The organism is Vibrio sp. CCB-PB317 (genome assembly GCF_022808245.1).
GTDB lineage: Bacteria > Pseudomonadota > Gammaproteobacteria > Enterobacterales > Vibrionaceae > Vibrio > Vibrio diabolicus.
In genome coordinates, this window is the sequence record NZ_JALGNU010000002.1 from 427052 (window position 1) to 445077 (window position 18026).

The 18026-nt window shown below is 45.7% G+C and carries 13 protein-coding genes; 11 read left to right on the forward strand and 2 right to left on the reverse strand.

The window, feature by feature from the left end:
- The first annotated feature begins 7 nt into the window (after positions 1-7).
- From MTR11_RS11075 to MTR11_RS11090, 4 genes are read left to right on the forward strand one after another with little or no spacing between them, the layout of a single operon-like run.
- A complete protein-coding gene (locus MTR11_RS11075) occupies positions 8-958 on the forward strand; it encodes a YbgA family protein (RefSeq protein ID WP_046875782.1) in 951 nt (316 codons plus the stop codon).
- Complete coding sequence (locus MTR11_RS11080; protein WP_005394919.1) at positions 948-1751, forward strand: MerR family transcriptional regulator; 804 nt, start codon at positions 948-950, stop codon at positions 1749-1751. Before MTR11_RS11075 ends, MTR11_RS11080 begins: the two co-directional genes overlap by 11 nt.
- Before the next feature lie 19 nt (positions 1752-1770).
- Positions 1771-3186: a deoxyribodipyrimidine photo-lyase gene (phrB, locus tag MTR11_RS11085; RefSeq protein ID WP_243327517.1), complete on the forward strand. Its 1416-nt coding sequence runs from the start codon at positions 1771-1773 to the stop codon at positions 3184-3186.
- Between the two features lie 6 nt (positions 3187-3192).
- Positions 3193-4119, forward strand: coding sequence for a L,D-transpeptidase family protein (locus MTR11_RS11090; RefSeq protein WP_243327519.1), 927 nt, complete (start codon positions 3193-3195; stop codon positions 4117-4119).
- 26 nt (positions 4120-4145) lie between these two features.
- Here MTR11_RS11090 and MTR11_RS11095 read toward each other — a convergent pair whose 3' ends face one another.
- Complete coding sequence (locus tag MTR11_RS11095) at positions 4146-4400, reverse strand: Lpp/OprI family alanine-zipper lipoprotein (RefSeq protein WP_005375145.1); 255 nt, start codon at positions 4398-4400, stop codon at positions 4146-4148.
- 552 nt (positions 4401-4952) lie between these two features.
- On the opposite strand from MTR11_RS11095, the gene MTR11_RS11100 reads away from it, so the two are divergent.
- The 6 genes from MTR11_RS11100 to MTR11_RS11125 all read left to right on the forward strand — a co-directional run bounded on the left by MTR11_RS11100 (position 4953) and on the right by MTR11_RS11125 (position 15078).
- Positions 4953-6296 (forward strand): DEAD/DEAH box helicase, encoded by a 1344-nt coding sequence (locus tag MTR11_RS11100; protein ID WP_243327520.1) that lies wholly within the window; start codon positions 4953-4955, stop codon positions 6294-6296.
- A 326-nt stretch (positions 6297-6622) separates the two neighbouring features.
- The gene (locus MTR11_RS11105; RefSeq protein ID WP_243327521.1) at positions 6623-8620 is read left to right on the forward strand and encodes a prolyl oligopeptidase family serine peptidase; all 1998 of its coding nucleotides are present in this window, start codon (positions 6623-6625) and stop codon (positions 8618-8620) included.
- Entirely contained in the window at positions 8621-10759 is a 2139-nt protein-coding gene (locus tag MTR11_RS11110; protein WP_243327522.1) for a TonB-dependent hemoglobin/transferrin/lactoferrin family receptor, read from the forward strand.
- Between the two features lie 12 nt (positions 10760-10771).
- Entirely contained in the window at positions 10772-13024 is a 2253-nt protein-coding gene (locus MTR11_RS11115; protein WP_243327523.1) for a proprotein convertase P-domain-containing protein, read from the forward strand.
- Between the two features lie 25 nt (positions 13025-13049).
- The gene (locus MTR11_RS11120) at positions 13050-14501 is read left to right on the forward strand and encodes a DUF1566 domain-containing protein (protein WP_243327525.1); all 1452 of its coding nucleotides are present in this window, start codon (positions 13050-13052) and stop codon (positions 14499-14501) included.
- 1 nt (position 14502) lies between these two features.
- Positions 14503-15078, forward strand: a complete 576-nt coding sequence (locus MTR11_RS11125) for a DUF1566 domain-containing protein (RefSeq protein WP_243327526.1) — start codon at positions 14503-14505, stop codon at positions 15076-15078.
- Between the two features lie 109 nt (positions 15079-15187).
- On the opposite strand, the gene MTR11_RS11130 is transcribed toward MTR11_RS11125, so the two are convergent.
- Positions 15188-16831 (reverse strand): methyl-accepting chemotaxis protein, encoded by a 1644-nt coding sequence (locus tag MTR11_RS11130; RefSeq protein ID WP_243327527.1) that lies wholly within the window; start codon positions 16829-16831, stop codon positions 15188-15190.
- A 328-nt stretch (positions 16832-17159) separates the two neighbouring features.
- Here MTR11_RS11130 and MTR11_RS11135 point away from each other — a divergent pair, with 328 nt between their 5' ends.
- Complete coding sequence (locus MTR11_RS11135; RefSeq protein ID WP_005397879.1) at positions 17160-17981, forward strand: phosphate ABC transporter substrate-binding protein; 822 nt, start codon at positions 17160-17162, stop codon at positions 17979-17981.
- The last annotated feature ends 45 nt before the right edge of the window (positions 17982-18026 follow it).

Here is an 18026-nt window from a genome sequence, read left to right on the forward strand (position 1 = left end):
CGTCATCATGGAATCTTCAATCAAAGTAGGTATCAGTTCTTGTGTTTTGGGTGAACGGGTTCGTTTTGACTCTGGTCATAAAGTAAGTAACTTTGTGACTAAAGAGCTCAGCCCATATTTTGACTTTGTTTCGGTATGCCCCGAAGTGGGTGTCGGAATGCCAGTGCCGCGACCAACAATTCGTTTGATTTCCGAAGAAGAGCGTGTAGCTCTAGTAGAAACTAAAAATCCAGAAAATGACCATACCGATAATATGCTTGCTTACTCTGCTAACAAAGTGGAGGAGCTACAAAGCGAGCAACTTTGTGGTTACATCGTCTGTGCCAAGTCTCCAACTTGCGGTATGGAGCGCGTCAAGGTTTATAGCAAAAATAACGCAGCGAAAGAAGGCGTCGGCTTGTACACACAAACGCTGATGAAAAAAATGCCTTGGTTGCCCGTCGAAGAGGATGGCCGACTCAACGATCCTGTATTAAAAGAAAACTTTATTACCCGAGTATTTTGCTTGAACGACTTTTATGACTCAATGGACGGAGAGCCAACTCGAGGCAAAATTATCGATTTTCATTCGCGCTATAAGTTGACCTTGATGGCGCATCACCCTGAGTCATACCGCTCTCTTGGTCGTTTAGTTGCCGATGTCGCTAGCTATGAAATCGAAGAATTCTATCAAGAGTATCGCTTAGGTCTTATGAAGGCACTTGCGAATCGTGCTAGCCGAAAAAACAACACTAACGTACTAATGCATTTACAAGGGTATTTTAAGCGCGCTTTAACTAAAGACGAAAAAGAAGAATTAGCAACAGTAATTCATGACTACCGCACTGGTACATTGCCATTATTAGCACCGTTGACATTGATTAAGCACTACTTAAACACTTACCCAGATGAGTATTTAGCAAAACAGAAGTTTTTAGAACCGTATCCGCAGGAGATGAGATTACGCTATGGTTTGTAGTTCAGAAGAAAAACTATACGCGATCCGAGATGTCGCAGAAATCACGGGTGTGAAGCCAGTTACGCTGAGAGCTTGGCAGAGAAGATACAATTTGATCCAGCCCCAGCGAACAGAAAAAGGGCACAGACTTTATCGACAGCAAGATCTCGATACGATTCGTGAAGTCCAGAGTTGGCTCGCGAAGGGGATTGCAATCGGTAAAGTAAAGGGACTTTTGGGAAAAAGTGCGGACGTAGAAGTCAACAATGAAGTTCGTACTCTCGAAGAAGTAGAAACCATGTTATCAGCACTGTCGAAACTGAATCGAGGCAAAGCGGAGAGCTTACTTGCCTCTGTTATCAAAGAGTATCCATTGAACTTGGTTATTGAACAATTTATTGACCCTGTATTTGACGCGCTGGAGATGGTCAAAGGATCGCTGAGATCGTTGCAGATGGGGTTATTTCAAACTTGTTTGATCACTCGTCTTGCCCTTGTTATCGACTCTGAAAACAAAGCCGCTTCCAAAGGGAAGTGCTTGCTTATCAGCTTTGAACAACATAGGGAAGCAGAGAGCTGGATTCAAGCGGCGAAGTTGTGTGAGCAAGGGTATCACACGACGTTGATCGACAAAGTTGATGATGTCTCTGGTTTACTGGAGCACGAAGTTGTTGATAGCTACTCGCTCATTTACCTGTTTTCCAATAAAGCGCTGGCAGCTAAGCAAGTGGAGTCCATCAAAATGCTTCAAACACGTTTTGGAGAACGTATTGGATGTTCTGAAGTGATTGAGAAACTGCATCTAACAGAGTAGACGAAACGAAGGAGACACCATGATCTTAGTATGGTTTCGACGTGATTTACGAACGTTAGACCACACCGCACTTAAAGCGGCGTTAGATTCAGGTCAGCCTGTTGTCGCTTGTTTCATCGCGACGCCAGAGCAGTGGCGAGAACACCACATGGCGCCGATGCAGGCGGATCTCATTGCTCGTCGTTTAGAGTATCTCAACGATGAGTTGGAAAGCCTGAATGTTCCTTTTTTATATAAAGAGGTGCCGTCGTTTTCTGATTGTACCGAAGTGATTAGTGAATGGGCGAAAACACTTGAAGCAACGTCTGTTATGGCGAATATTCACTATGAAGTGAATGAACGAGAGATCGATGCACAAGTGAGAGAGGCGCTCGCTTCCCATGATATCGATTTTGAACTGTTTCACGACAAATGTGTGCACCCACCAACGACGGTTCTCAATAAGCAAGGTGAGTATTTTAAGGTATTTACACCATTCAAACGTGCTTGGTTGACGCAGTTTCAAATGCCAGCGGTAACAAAGCCTCACGAACAAGCGCCGCTAAGCAGCAAAATATTGGAACAATTAGAGCCGATTCGATTTAGTTCAGACTTCACGTTTAGCTATCCTCGAGAGTCCAGCGAGGATTGGTTTGCTTCGACCAATGATGTTTTAAAGCAGCTTAGGGAATTTGCTCGTGAGCGCAGTGATGCTTACAAGGAAGATCGAGATTTTCCGGCTATTGATGGCACCAGTCAACTGTCTCCCTATCTTGCGATTGGTGCATTGTCACCAAGGCAATGTATTGCTCGCTTGTATGCTGAAAACCAACAAAATGACCTAACAGAAGGGAAAGCAACTTGGTTGAGTGAGATCATTTGGCGTGAGTTTTATCAGCATCTGTTGGTTTTCGAACCAAAGCTCGTTAAAGGCAAAGGCTTTATCGACTGGGAGGATAAAATTCAGTGGTCTTATGATGAGCAGGCTTTTGAGCGATGGAAGACTGGAGCGACAGGGTACCCGATCGTCGATGCAGCAATGCGTCAGCTCAACCAAACAGGCTGGATGCATAACAGGCTTCGCATGGTTGTCGCGAGCTTTCTCACCAAGGATTTACACATTGACTGGCGTTGGGGCGAAGCGTACTTCATGAGTAAGTTGGTGGACGGCGATTTCGCAGCAAACAATGGTGGTTGGCAGTGGTCTGCATCGACGGGTTGTGATGGGCAGCCGTACTTCCGTATTTTCAACCCGATAAGCCAAGGTGAGAAGTTTGATTCTGATGGCCAATTCGTGCGCCACTGGGTGCCTGAAATCAAAAGTGTGCCAAACAAATACATCCATAAACCTTGGACTTGGGAGGGATTTTCTTTACTGGAATATCACAAGCCGATGGTTGATCACAAGACAGAAAGAGAGATAACCTTACGGCTCTTTAAAAGTGCCAAGGAATAAAGTGAAATGCTTAGCAAAAAGCGATCAATGAGTTTCGCAAAACGTACGCTGTTATATGTATCGTTATCTTTAGCGAGTGGTTTGTCATTCGCTAAAATGTACGAGCTACCAGAGGATGGCAGTCGTTTAATTGGTCGCCTTGAAAACCACGTCGTGCAAGAAGGCGAAACCATGGCAAATATTGCCAAGCACTATGATGTCGGGATGCTAGGTTTAATGGCGGCAAATAAAGGCGTGGATCCCTTCTTGCCAGAAGAGGGACACGTTCTTACTATTCCAACACAACTGATCCTCCCAGATGTACCCCACAAAGGCATTGTCATTAATTTAGCGGAATTGCGCTTATACTACTTCCCGAAAGGAGAAGATATTGTGCATGTATTCCCCGTGGGAATCGGGCGAATTGGGCGAGACACCCCGGTGATGACAACGCGTATTAGCCAAAAGCGTCCAAACCCTACGTGGACGCCGCCAGCCTCGATTCGTGCCGAGTACAAAGCGAAGGGCATTGACTTGCCAACCGTTGTACCTGCCGGCCCAGACAACCCGCTGGGCATGTTTGCATTGCGTTTAGCCTACGGAAATGGTGAATACCTTATTCACGGTACCAACAAAGACTTTGGCATCGGTATGCGAGTCAGCGCGGGTTGTATTCGTATGGACCCGAGCGACATTGAATGGTTGTTTGAAAAAGTTCGTAATGGTGAAGAAGTGAATATCATTAACCAACCAGTGAAAGTATCACTAGAGCCGGACAGAAGTGTATTTTTAGAGGCACATGAGCCATTGACTCGCAGCAATGGTGAGAAAGATCACCTACAGGTACCAAAAGAGTTAAAGTGGTGGCTGGATGAGTTCGGACTGAAAAATGTGAAGGCTAAAGCAGCTATTGCCGCACAGAATGGGGTTCCTGTCGAAATAACCGCGCCTTAACAGGCGTTAAGACGCGGTATCAAATCTTACTTAGTGTAAGACTGAGCGATGTTATCGATACGCTCGTTAGCACGCTCAGCTTCTTCTTGAGCAGCCATTGCTGCTGCACCTGATTTTTGAACGTCAGATTGAAGAGCTTGTACGTCTTGGCTTAGTTGGCTAACTTGGTTGCTTAGTTCGTCTAGTTTTGCTGCATTTGCTGTTGCTGCGTCATCAGAAGAAGCACAACCTGCTAGTAGAAGTACTGAAGTTGCTGCAGCTGCGATCAACGTTTTGTTCATATAAGAACTCCTTGCTTATAGTGAAAGTCTCGCTACCAACTATTATTTTATACAGTAGCGAGGTTAAATGTGGATACATTTTATCAGTACATGATGTAGCAAAAGTCAAAAAAAACCAAGAATTTCATGGAGTACCTGACGTCAACTTTTACCTGAGCTTAACAAAGGTGAGTGAATTATCATCTCCCTTATTCCCACAACAGTTCTCATAGCAGGTGTTTTTGCCACGTTCCTGATATCAATAATTTAGACGATATTGACACAAATGAAAGTTTCTCGGCGCAAATAACTGCTATTTACGCAGTTTTATTGGAGAACGAGAGGCGCACCTTGAGCTCGCTTTTCTCTAAATCTTAAGCCAAGCTGCTGACCAACAAAGCGAGGGGTTGTTCTTAATTGAGCCGCAAATGATGTTTTGTTTTCATCCGTGGGAATTAGTTTGTGTGATCTCTATCTATACTCCTATGATTTGCGGTATTATACCGAGCTTTATTTTTTTGCTGCGTTAGAGCGGAAACGACATTACAGAGCGCTCAGACGCTGACTGATTTATTGGAGAATACTTTGCAATTTAAAGATCTAGGCCTAGACAACCGATTGTTGAAGAACCTAAAACACTACGATTTTAAAAAACCAACTGACATTCAAAAGCAGGCTATTCCTGTTGCGATTGCAGGCAAGGATTTATTGGCATCTTCGAAAACGGGTTCGGGCAAGACTTTGGCGTTTGTATTACCAATGCTTCACAAGTCTTTAAAGACAAAATCGTTTTCTGCCAAAGACCCTCGCGCAGTTATTCTTGCTCCCACTCGTGAGCTAGCGAAACAAGTGTATGGTGAGCTTCGCTCTATGCTTGCTGGCCTATCTTATGAAGCTGCATTGATTTTGGGTGGTGAGAACTTTAATGATCAAGTGAAAGCACTGCGCCGTTACCCGAAATTCATCGTGGCGACACCAGGACGTCTGGCTGACCACTTAGAGCACCGCTCGCTTTACCTTGAAGGTTTGGAAACTCTGATCCTTGATGAAGCAGACCGTATGTTGGATTTGGGCTTTGCACCAGAGCTTCGTCGTATCCATAAGGCAGCTAAGCATCGTCGCCGTCAAACATTAATGTTCTCTGCGACGTTGGATCACGCCGACGTAAATGACATTGCGGCTGAAATGCTTAATGCTCCGAAACGTATTGCTATCGGTGTTTCTAACGAAGAACACAAAGATATCACGCAAAAATTCTACTTGTGTGATCATCTTGATCATAAAGAGGCGATTCTAGATCGCGTACTTTCAGAAGCAGAATATCGCCAAGTTATCATCTTTACGGCGACGCGCGATGATACTGAGCGCCTAACAGCGAAGCTAAACGAGAAGAAACTGAAGGCCGTTGCACTGAGTGGTAACTTGAACCAGGCTCAACGCAATACGATCATGAGCCAGTTTGAGCGAGCGGTATTCAAGATCCTAGTGACAACAGATGTTGCTTCTCGTGGCTTGGATATTGCGACAGTGACACACGTCATTAACTTCGATATGCCAAAGCATACTGAAGAATATGTACACCGTGTTGGCCGTACGGGCCGTGCTGGTAACAAGGGTGATGCGATTTCTCTTGTTGGTCCAAAAGACTGGGATAGCTTTAAACGTGTAGAAGCTTACCTACAACAAGATCTTGAGTTTTCAGTATTCGAAGATCTGAAAGGCAAGTTCAAAGGCCTGAAACCACCTAAGCCAGATTTCCGTAACAAGAAAGCGACAGCGAAGAAATCACGCCCTCAAGCGAAGAGGTCGGCTAAGAAACCTGTTAAACGTGACAAGAGTTTCTACAAAAACGTATCAGTGGGTGATGATGTGTTCATCCCGAAGAAAAAGCCAGCGGCACCAAACTCTGAAGAGTAAAAGTCGCTCCAGTTTTCAACTGATTTTAGTTTTTCAAAACCCGAGTGTTCGCACTCGGGTTTTTTTATGCTTATCTCCAGGCGAAATGATGTCTTTCTATACTAACGTGTTTGCTAGGCTTTTATATTTATCTGGTTTTATATAAACAGCATAGATCGCTAATTTAGAGAGATATTAAGTTTTATCACCTCGGTCCAAGCAAACGTTTTTCCTCACATACTAGATAAAAATTTCACATGATTATGAAAATGATAATTGATCTCATTTTTATTTAAGGGCAAAATACGCGCCATTGTATTAATCCTATAAATGAATTCGCTCTCTATATGAAATTTACTCATGTTTTTTTAGGGCTCATAATTACCTCTAGTTCTTGCTTTGCCGTTAATGACTTTAATTGGTTGCGAGATGACGCTCGTAAAGATGAGCGAGTTCTTACCTACCTAACAGAGCAGAACCGTAAGACTGAACAGCATCAAAAAAAATATCAGACGTTGACGCAAGATCTGCTCGCGCAGTGGGAAGCCATGGTGGCAGATAAAGGTGATAAACCATGGTCGATCGTAAATGGACGCGAATGGACGTTAACGCGTCGTGACAGTGGTTATGTGTTGCTATCACGTTCGAACCAGTATGCACAAGAGAACACAGTATTTGATTTCTCTGAACGTCAATCTGCATATCCGTATTATCAAGTAGGGCAGTGGCAAGTAAGCGGAGACACTTTGCTTTTCACTGAAGATATTGATGGAAGCGAGCAATATCGCGCCGTGGTTGTTGATTTACTCTCTGGCCAATCTACAGAGCTGGCAACGCACGTCGATAGCGGTGTATTGCTTTCACCTGATGGTAAGATGGCTTACCTCGTTTCGAAGGAAATGCGTACACAGCGACCTCATCAGATCCTACGCATCTCCACTGAATCTTCGGCTAAAACCGTTGTATGGCACGAATACAAATCAGATTGGTTACTTTCTTTCTACCGTGCGGCAGATAGCCGTTACGTGGTGCTGCAAAGCAACAACGAGTCAACCACAGAGCAGAAGCTTGTTGATCTAGAAACGGGCACCGTAAGCGATTCACTGAGAGTGCCGGAAGCGGGCGTGGAATATTACGCGGATGTGGCGAAAGGGCGCGTTTACGTCAACAGCAATCTTGAAGGTACATTTGCACTTTATCAAACCGATCTAGCACCTCTTAGCGCAACATGGCAACGCTTTACTACCCCTCGCGAACCGCTTGACCAGTTCTACCTTTATGATGCAGGAGTTGTGGCACTCAGTAAGCCGAACAACGTAGCGACATTGACGGTGTATTCATACCAAGGTCAGGAAAAAGTGATACTGCCATTAGAACAGGATGGCAATGTCGCTTGGTTGAGCACGTTGGGCGATTTTGAATCAAACAAGATTCGTATACGAAGCATGTCGATGACTACGCCTCCTCAGTGGGAAGAGTTTGATGTAAAAACGCTGACTAAAACCTTGTATTCTCAAGATGCTTACCAAGATTTTGATAGTCAACGTTATGTCTCCCAACGCATTTTTATCAAGCACGATGGTGTTTCTGTCCCGGTCTCTTTGGCGTATCGCAAAGACAAATTACACGCGAAATCACCCGTGATGATTTACGGTTATGGCGCATATGGTTTTACGATGAAACCGTACTTTATGCCTCAAGTCATAAGCTTGCTCGACCAAGGCGTGATTTACGCTATCGCCCATGTCCGTGGCGGTGGGTACTTTGGCGATGAATGGCACGAACAAGGCCGTGGTGTGCGAAAAGCCAATTCTATTGGTGATTTTGTTGCGGCCGCTAATGCGCTGCAAACGTTTGAACGCGGCAATAGAGAGATTTTTGCCATCGGTTCAAGTGCTGGTGGCACGTTGGTCGCAGGAGCGGTTAATCAAGACCCTAAATTATTTTCAGGTGTCGTGCTTAAAGTACCTTTTGTTGATGTGGTAGCAAGCATGTCGGATACCTCACTTCCGCTGACCACACAGCAGTATCGCGAATGGGGTAACCCAACCAAATCTGAGCAACTGGCGCTAATGAAAGCGTACGATCCAATTCTCAACATTCATAAAGACGCTTACCCACCCATGCTGGTTCAAGTCGGTTTGATCGACCAGCGCGTGCCTTATTGGGAAGGCGCCAAGTATCTCGCCAAGGTTTCCGCGCTAAGTGAGCGCGACGGGCCGTACTTGTTGCAGACCGATTTTAATTCGGGCCACCAAATGGACCCACGACAAGCGCAAGAACAACAAGCAAAAGAATACGCCTTTCTTTTATCACTAATTAAAACATCTAAAGCGGAGCAGTAAATGAAGCTTACCCCAGTGTCAGCGGCAGTACTTTCGGTACTAGCTGCCAGCCAAGTGCACGCCAAATCTGACGTTTTCTCTATGGAAGAGGTCGTGGTGACGGCGAATCGGATTGAACAACCAATGTCTGAACTAGCAGGCAGCGTCGCAGTTGTCACTAGCGAAGAGATTGAACAAAAGGGCGAAACAGAGCTTTATGATGCTCTGCGTCATGAACCTGGGGTAAGTGTTTCTGGCGGAGCTGGGCGTCCACAAAACATCACGATTCGAGGCATGACGGGTAACCGCATTATGATCATTCGTGACGGTATTCGCTCAGCAGACGGTTTTGGTGCGAATGACAGCAATGACAAAGTGGGCCGCGATACGTTTGATCTTTCTAATCTTGAATCATTAGAAGTAGTGAAAGGGGCGAGCTCATCAGTCTTAGGTTCTGGTGCTATCGGTGGCGCTGTGATTCTAAAATCCAAACAGCCGGGCGAGTTTTTAAAAGATCGTGACTTTTATGTTGATGCCACGGGCACGTACACGGGGATCAGCAATAAATACAAAGGTGCGAGCAATCTGGCATTTCGTTCTGGCGACACGGAAAGCTTAGTCAACGCGGCGTATTGGCAAGGTGAAGAGACGCGTAACTTCAGCCAAGATTTGTACAACCGCGATTTGGATGGTTACAGCGCGTCATACGCCATCAATCATTTCTTCAATGATGAAGTGATGGTCAAAGCGCGTGCCGAACTTTATCGGCAAGACCAACAACGCCTGGAAGGTTCGCCATCTATACAGAAGGATGGCAAATGGCATATCGAAGACTTCGCAGAAGATGAATCGACAAAAGAGTACAGCGCTTATATTGGTGCAGAGGTCACACCGGTTAATCCAACTTGGTTCGAAGAGTTAGATACAAAGGTCTACTGGCGCCACACCGAAGTGGTGGAAGACACGAATCGTTTAATGAGACAAGTTGACCACAATGGTTTGACTGTTAGACGTCGCGAGCTAGAACACAAAACCTTCATTGACGAAACAATTGGCTTCCGTGGTGATTTCACTAATACGATTTATGCTGCAAATGCTGAGCACCAATTGGCTTACGGTATCGAGCTTTCTACTGACTATTATGAACGCACAGATAGCGATTCCAAGATTGATTGGAACGGGGTAACGCTTTCGACCAAACAACCTTTCGCTCCCGCTCGCGCTTATAACATTGGTCTGTACGTTCGAGACATGGTGGAGCTGGATAAATGGACCATTACAGGCGGCCTGCGCTTTGATGCGCATCGTCTAACACCGGACGGTGAGGGTGAAGTGGGCGGTTTCCCATTAAAAGACATGGATAGCTCAGAGGTATCTCCAAGCCTATCGATTTCTCGTGAAGTGTTTGCCAATAACATCGCTTATGTCTCTTATAACCACGGTTATCGTGCTCCGGAATACGACAAAGCGTATGGCTTCGTAAACCATGACTTTGTGCCGCTAACGCCGTTTGTCATTGCACCGAACATGGACCTAGAGGCTGAAACTTCGGACTCCTTTGAAATCGGTAACAAATTCGATAATGGCCGCGCGCAACTTTACGTTTCTGCGTTTTACAACAAGTTCCAAAACTTCATTGATGTAGTTACCACAGGGCAAGATAACTTCGGTAACTACATCAAGCAATACCAAAATTTACACGGCGTTGAAACCTACGGCGCAGAGCTTTCTGCTGCGTATGCTCTCACTTCGTCTTGGAAGCTAAGTACCAAGCTTGGTTATGTTGACGGAAAGGACGCCGAAGGCGAGTACGTTCGTAGCATCACACCTTTCGAGGGCAATGTTGGGCTGAACTATCAGCAGCAAGACTTTAATGCGTTCGCGACGTGGAATTGGGCTGGTTCGATGGATCGTGTGCCGAGTTGCCAAACGTCTCTCGGACAAAAAACCGAATGCGCACAAACAGAGGCATGGAACACGCTCGATTTGGGGGCAAGTTACCAAATCACCAAAGATTTTCGTTTGAGTGCGACCATCATCAACCTGTTCGACAAAGAATACATTCGCTACCAAGACGTTGCTGGCATAGCAGATGAGAGCAAACGCTACTCAACGGAACCTGGTCGTTACTTTACGGTTAACGCGAAATACGTCTTTTAGTAGGAGCCCTGCATGAAACTCAAACTTTTAGCGCTTTCTCTTGCGTTGGCAGGCGTTCAAGTGACGAACGCTGCCGAGTGGGATTACCCTAGCGCGGCTATTACGGTCACGAACCAAGCCGAAGCGCTGCGCTACTTACAAGCCAATTACGCTAGCGCTGGCGAACTTAAGTTTCGCTATCAAACTCGTTCTCAGCTCGGAGATCATTACAACTTTGATGTGTGGGTCGATGGGCAGTATCAACCGCAACGCACCATTGTGCTGTCGACTAACCAAGACAGTCAAGTTGAGCGTATTTTCAAAAGCCTTGAAGATACGGTGATTCGTAATGGTGAGGCGATGCCAGCCGGAGAACTGGAACTGCCTGTTCGATTGGAAGTGACCGAGCCGCCAGCATTGAGCTCTGGTGAGTTAGTGACGGTTCCCGTCTCACTCTTTGATCCTGATTTACGTACAATGCAACAACAAGCTGCGCCTGATTCTGCTTGGAATTCGTTAGAGGATTATCCGCAGCCACTTCAATATGTTGAGAAGCAGATTCAAGTTTTGCAGTCCGGGGGCAAGTTCTACCTAGCCAACGAGCGCGTTAAACAGGTGGATGCACTTGCATTACTGTCTTCACCTGCGGTAGGTGCGGAGCCTGTGCGTGATACAAGCAGTATTTTGCCGCCTGAGGGGGTTCAATCTTTTGCGGATGTAAAAGCGATGCAAAGCGCTCAACTTGGCGACAATGCCTTTTTGCAGTTGATGGCGTTTTACCATCTTGATAGCTCACTACAGTACTTATCGAGCTTGAGCTATGACTTATTTGAAGAGCCGCTTCGTTTTGATGGGCGTGGTTTAGCGCTCGACAACTCTTCTTACTACACAGGTTCGCGTGCGCTGATGTTAGGCGTTGGCGGAGTATCTCCAGATGCTGCAGATGCAGATGTGATTTTGCACGAGCTAGGACACGGTATTCACTATCAAATCGTTCCTGATTGGGCGTATGGACATACTGGCGCGATTGGAGAAGGTGTTGGTGATTACTGGGCGGGCAGCGCGAGCTACCGAACACAGTATTTAGATGCAGCTCGCCGTGGCCAAGAATTCGAGTTAGATACGGTGTTCAACTGGGACGGTATGTTCGGAACACGCAAAACAACTCGTAGCTTATGGAACCAAAGAGCGCGTTACTTCGAGAGCTCAGAGTATCCAGCGCACGTTAGTGTGGGCGGTGAACTAGGCGATGAGCTGTGGTCAACGCCATTGTTCCAAGCGCTTAAAGCATCGATTGAACGATACGGTGATGACACCGATAGCGTGTTCCGCGAGTTTGACGCCATTGTTCTTGAAGGCATGTACGGTATTGGTCGTGGTGTAAAAATGCATGATTTGGCGGAGTCCACCGTGTTTGCCGCACGCACTTTGTTCCCAAATAAAGACTATGCCCAGTTCCTGACGGACAGCTTCAAAAAACACAACTTACTTAAGGCGCCTCTTCGTGTTCGCTATGACGCTCGATACATCGCACAAGGTCAAGACGTGGGAGTGAGCCTGAGCCAAACTGGCCGCGAAGCGAGCATCAAAGGGCAATGGCAGCTAAATAACGCATCCGTTTTCGACTTTGATGAAACGCTTTCTGACTCGACCTCAATGAAGGTGGCGTTACCAAGCGGTCTGACATGTGGCACGCAATTCGATTCCTCTATTTCATTGGATTACCAATTTGCTGAAGGCTTAAAGACTCACCAGTGGAGCGAAAAGGTGATGCTGGTTAATGGTACGCCAGAGCTCGATATCCAGCCTCAACCAGTGAACTCCGCTTTGCCTGAGCAGGGTGACAGATTGTTCTCTCAGACGCTATCGGACAAGTCACGCACGATTGATGATTCGTTTGCGGTTTACCTGAACATCGAACATGACTCACTGCAGGATCTGCAAGTGACGCTTGTGTCTCCACAAGGTAAATCGGTTGTGCTACTTAGTCATCAATCAAGCAATACCAATGGGTTTAAAGGTTACTTCACCGCTCAGTATGACGAGGAGTTACAAGCACTTGTCGGTCAACCGAGTTGGGGTACTTGGCGTCTCGAAGTATCTGACCGCGTGTCAGGGAACTCTGGGGTGTTGAAAGAGTGGGGTGTTAGTCACTTTGCTCAGTATCAGTGTAGTGCTGATACCACTAAAGAAAGCAGTGGTGGTGGTTCAGGTGGCAGTGGTTCGCCTTGGACCTTGTTAGGACTTTTCCTGCTTTCAATGGTGAGAGTGATTCGTTCTTGTTAATTAAAATCTAAAGAAGACAAAATTTATGAAGTTTCAATATTCTTTCGTTGCTATGTCACTAGCCCTAGCTGGTTGTGGCGGTGGTTCTGGTGGTGACACGTCAACACCGACCTATAATGTAGCTGGCACCATCGTTTCTGCAGGTACACTTCTTGATACGCCAGTATGTATCGATTTAAACCAGAACTACGTTTGTGATACTACTGAACCGAGTGCTAAAACGGATAATGCTGGTAAGTTCTCCCTTACGTCAAGCGACAAGAACATTTTGACTAGCGCGATTCTTGCTCAAGTTGATCAAGGTTCAAACCAAACGTTGCGTCTTGCGGCTCCAGGCCAAAACTTAGCCACGGGTAACACAGTAAATGGTGTAACAACATTGCTCGCAGGTCTTGTGGTTGACGGTAAAACCGTTGCTCAAGCTGAAGAGATTGTTAAAGCGCAACTGGCTAGTGTAGGCGTTTCGCTGAATGGTTCGGTGATGTCTAACGCAGAAGCCAGCGAGCTAGACAAGCTAGAGCAAAACACGGTTGCACTATTAGCTGCGATGCAACCACAACAAATGACCAAAGGCGTAGCGCTGCTTGCTCAAAGTCTTAGCTTCCAAGGTAAATCGCTAGCCTCTGATCTTCTGTCTGAAGCGGAAGTGAGTGCATTTGCTGAAGAAATTGCAGCGGTTGCTGAACAAACGGTTGGTAGTAACGATACGGGTGCCATTCTTCACTTTGCTGATGGCGCTGCAGACGTTGCAGAGGTTCAAGCTTCTTACCCTGGTCAAGATGCGGAATACGGCTTCGACAAACAGGACAAGCAAACGTCGACAGGCGCGGGCTTTAAGTTCGTTAAGCTAGATTCACAAGGCGCTGCTTTAGCTGCAGATGCCACTGAGTGGGCTTGCACTTTGGATGAGCGTACTGGTCTTGTTTGGGAAAACAAGAGTGCGGATGCGAGCTCTATTCAATTTAAAGACCGCCTATTTGCGTTTGAGTCTGAAACATTTAAGCCATTTAGCAAAGATGTAGATCTTGCGGGCTGTAAAGAGGTGGGCGATGAAATTTGTACTACGAGCCAATACGTTGAGTACATAAACAAACAATCGTTATGTGGAATCACTGGTTGGCGCCTGCCTACTTACCGTGAAACTTATGACTTACTAGATTTCGGTGAAAAGACACTATTTGCGCCGAGCACAGAATATGAACCGAACAATGTGTATGGTTTTAATGTCAAATACTTCCCACAGCAAACTTTAGGCAGCCCTTATTTAGAAAAAGGTGCGTTTTGGCATGATGGTTTTAGGTTTACGGAAACATCATCACAGCTCATGGATGGTGAGATTTATTTCCCCGCAATTGTCTCTCGGGGCGCAGATAGAGGGGCCACTTCATTCGTTGAGATTCGCTCAAGCAGTACAAGTGAAGATGCCTATGATTCCTACCAATTCCCAATCCGTCTAGTAGCAGTTAAGGGACAATAAGATGAAGAAACTAATGACCGCGCTATCTCTTGTGTTGGCTTCTCAAGTAGCAATGGCAGCACAAGAGTGTTCGACTGAGTTTGCTAAAACAGCACCTAATACACGTTACACTTATTCAGATAAGGGAACTGTAACTGACTTAAAAACAGGTCTTACATGGATGCGCTGTCCAGTCGGTATGACATGGAATGCAGCAAACGAAGAATGCACCGGAACGCGAGCTACGATGTCATGGCAATTCGCGCTGTCTACGGCCCAACAAATTCGTAATTCGTCCGGTAACCACCCTCTACACAACTTTGCTGGCAAAAAGAATTGGCGACTAGCAAACATTAAAGAGTTGGTATCGTTAACGGAGCAAGCTTGCTATAGCCCAGCGATGAATGGTACAGGCTTTGCGAGCGGTTATACACTGACAGACAAGGACGATATTTTAGGACGTAATATCTGGAGTAACACACCTAATGGTGACGGTAAGCATGTTGCTACTCTTGATACGACTAATGGTGAGGTTTTCAATAGAGATCCATTAGACTCAAGTTTCAAAAGCTCTCTCTTGTTAGTGACAGATGAATAATACTTATTACGTTAATAAAGATTGATAGCTTTGCCTTTATAAAAAGCTCCGCCAGTGCGGAGCTTTTTTCTTTTCTAACCTTTGGCACTTATCGTGTTGAGCAGAATGTTTAAACTTGGAACTGCTTAAGTTGGTGCTTTTGGTTTTCCGCTAAGCCCGAAAGCTCTTGAGCGGCAGAGGCGGACTGCGTAATGCCAGTCACGTTCTGGCTCACTAGTTCATAGATGTTCGTTAAGTTGTTGTTGATATCAGCCGTGACCTGTTTCTGCTCTTCTGATGCGGTCGCCACTTGAGTGTTGATTGAGTTCAGATCGGCGATAGCGTTACTGATATTAGCAAGTGATTGGCTAACTTCTTGTGCCAGAGCTTGGTTGTCTGACAACATGGCTAAGCTAGAGTGCATGCTTTCATTTGCGTGACCCGATTGCTGCTGAAGCTCTTCGATGATGGTTTGGATCTCTTTCGTCGATTCCTGAGTTCGCGCCGCTAACATACGTACTTCATCGGCGACTACCGCAAAGCCTCGGCCACTTTCGCCCGCTCGTGCAGCCTCGATCGCTGCATTCAGTGCAAGCAAATTGGTTTGCTCAGAAATGCCTTCAATCACTTCGATCACGCGACCAATGTGTTCTGATTGATCTTTCAGCGATGTCACGACGGCTGCGGCTTCGTTGAGTTGTTCTGCCATTTTTTCGCTTGCGCGAGTGCTTTCCTCAAACATGCTCAGACTTTGTGAGGTAAGCATGCTTGCTTGATTTGATGCGCTATCGGCTTCTTGTGCATTGGTCGACACTTCAGCTGCGGTCGATTCTAGTTGGTTGATTGCCGAAGCCACTTGCTCAACTTCTTGCTTTTCTTGATCTGAGTTAACGCTGCTTTGAGTCATAACAGTCGCTAACTCGGTCGATGCTGATGCCACATCTTCACTAATTCGAACTAATGCACTCACGGTTTCACGCAGTTTGTTGATGGTTTGGTTTACATCCTGAGCCAGTTGCGACACTTCGTTTTTTCCGATGGCTTCGGCTTTAACCAATAGATTTCCCTTCGCGACTTCTTGCATGGTTCCTTGAAGGTTACGAATCGGTGCAACGATATAGCTGGCTAGTATCCAACTAATAAGCGAAGCAGCACTCAAGATCACCGCAAGTGAAACCGCACTGTAAGTGAGCGTGGTTGAATGCTGTTCGCCATTCGCTTCCACTTCATCGGTGACGATTTGATTTAATTGTTTAGACAGGTTGTCGATGGCGTTGATCATTGCTTCGCCAGCCAATCGATATTCTGCCATCGCAGATTCGTACTTTTGATTGAAATCGGATGTGGTGTAGCCAGAAGAGTGTTTGGTGGTGAGCAGAGGTGTCATGGTGACGCGCGTGAAATCAACATAGTGATCCATGGCTTTGCGCATAGCATTCACTTCGGTTTGAACGCCTGGGAGGCTATCGATGGAATTGAGAAAATCGCGGTTTTTGTTTTGTCGTTCAGACAGTTCTTGGTTGAGAGATTGGACATCTTCGGCTCTAAATAGACTGTAAATGGCTTTGATGCGCATAGCGTAGGTGTTGTCTACGATGGCGCTGAGTTCCTCTTTATGAATGATCAGCTTGTTGGTGGAAGTGGAAACCTTATTGAATGCTTGGTCGAGCTTGCCGATTCCGACGCTCAATCCAATGACGAGTAATACAACGGTGAATAGAACAGGTAAAAAGACCTGAAGTTTAATAGAAAGCGTACTAAGAAATTGACGCATGATTGACCCTCTATCGGTTTGATTATTATCTTTTTTATAAATAAGCGTCTCGATTTTAATTGCCACATTCGCTAAATCAATGACTTACTCATATCCAATTGTTATGAAATGTACCAAAATCGATGGAGTTATCATTTTGAGCGCGCGGCAATTTATAAAAGCGCTAAGCTAAAAACGGTAGAGGGATCAGTCGCGGAATTAATATACAGAAATGACAACGTGTCATAGAGGGTTCAACTAAGTGAAACACAACTGTCATATTCAAATTCTAAAGTGAGCACCGTTCAAGTGAAACACAACGGCAATAAAGCCACTTAAGGAAATTGTGATGAAAAAGACAGTAATCGGTGCAATCGCACTTCTAGGCGCAATGGCAGTGACTCCTGTTTCTGCTAAAGAAACTATCTCTGCAGTGGGTTCTAGCAGCGTAACTCCACTGATGGAAGTTTTCTCTGAAACGTACATGAAGAAGAACCCTAACGTATTTATCGAAGTTCAAGGCCCTGGTTCTTCAGCTGGTGTTAAAGCAGCAAAAAATGGTTCAGCAGACCTTGGTATGTCTTCTCGTAATCTAAAAGACTCTGAAAAAGAATCAACACTAATAGAAGAAGTGGTTGCTCGTGATGGTATCGCAGTGGTTGTTAACCCACAAAACAAACTGCCTGGCCTAACAGCAGAGCAAGTGACTGCAATCTACAAAGGCGAAGTATCAAACTGGAAAGAAGTCGGTGGTGCAGACAAGCCAATCGTAGCAATTACTCGTGACACGGCTTCAGGTACTCGTGGCGCATTTGAAGACATCATGTCTCTTAAAATGAAGATTTCTGGTAAGAAGGTATCAGCTATCTCTCAACGTGCTCAAGTTGCAAACGGTAACGGCGCACTCAAAACAATGGTTGCATCTAACCCATACGCAATCGGCTACATTTCACTAGGTACGGTAGACAACACAGTTAACGCTCTAGCAATCGACGGTGTTGATGCAACAGTGGCTAACGTGAAAAACGGTTCTTACAAAGTAGCTCGTCCATTCCTTGTTCTTTACAAAGAAGGCAAGCCATCAGCTGAAACGCAAAAATTCCTAGACTGGATGCTAACTGAAGATGCGCAAAAGCTAGTTGACCAAAACGGTTACATCTCAGTTCACTAATTTTATCGGGACTCTTAAGTTTGCTCAGCCCACCATTTAGGGCTG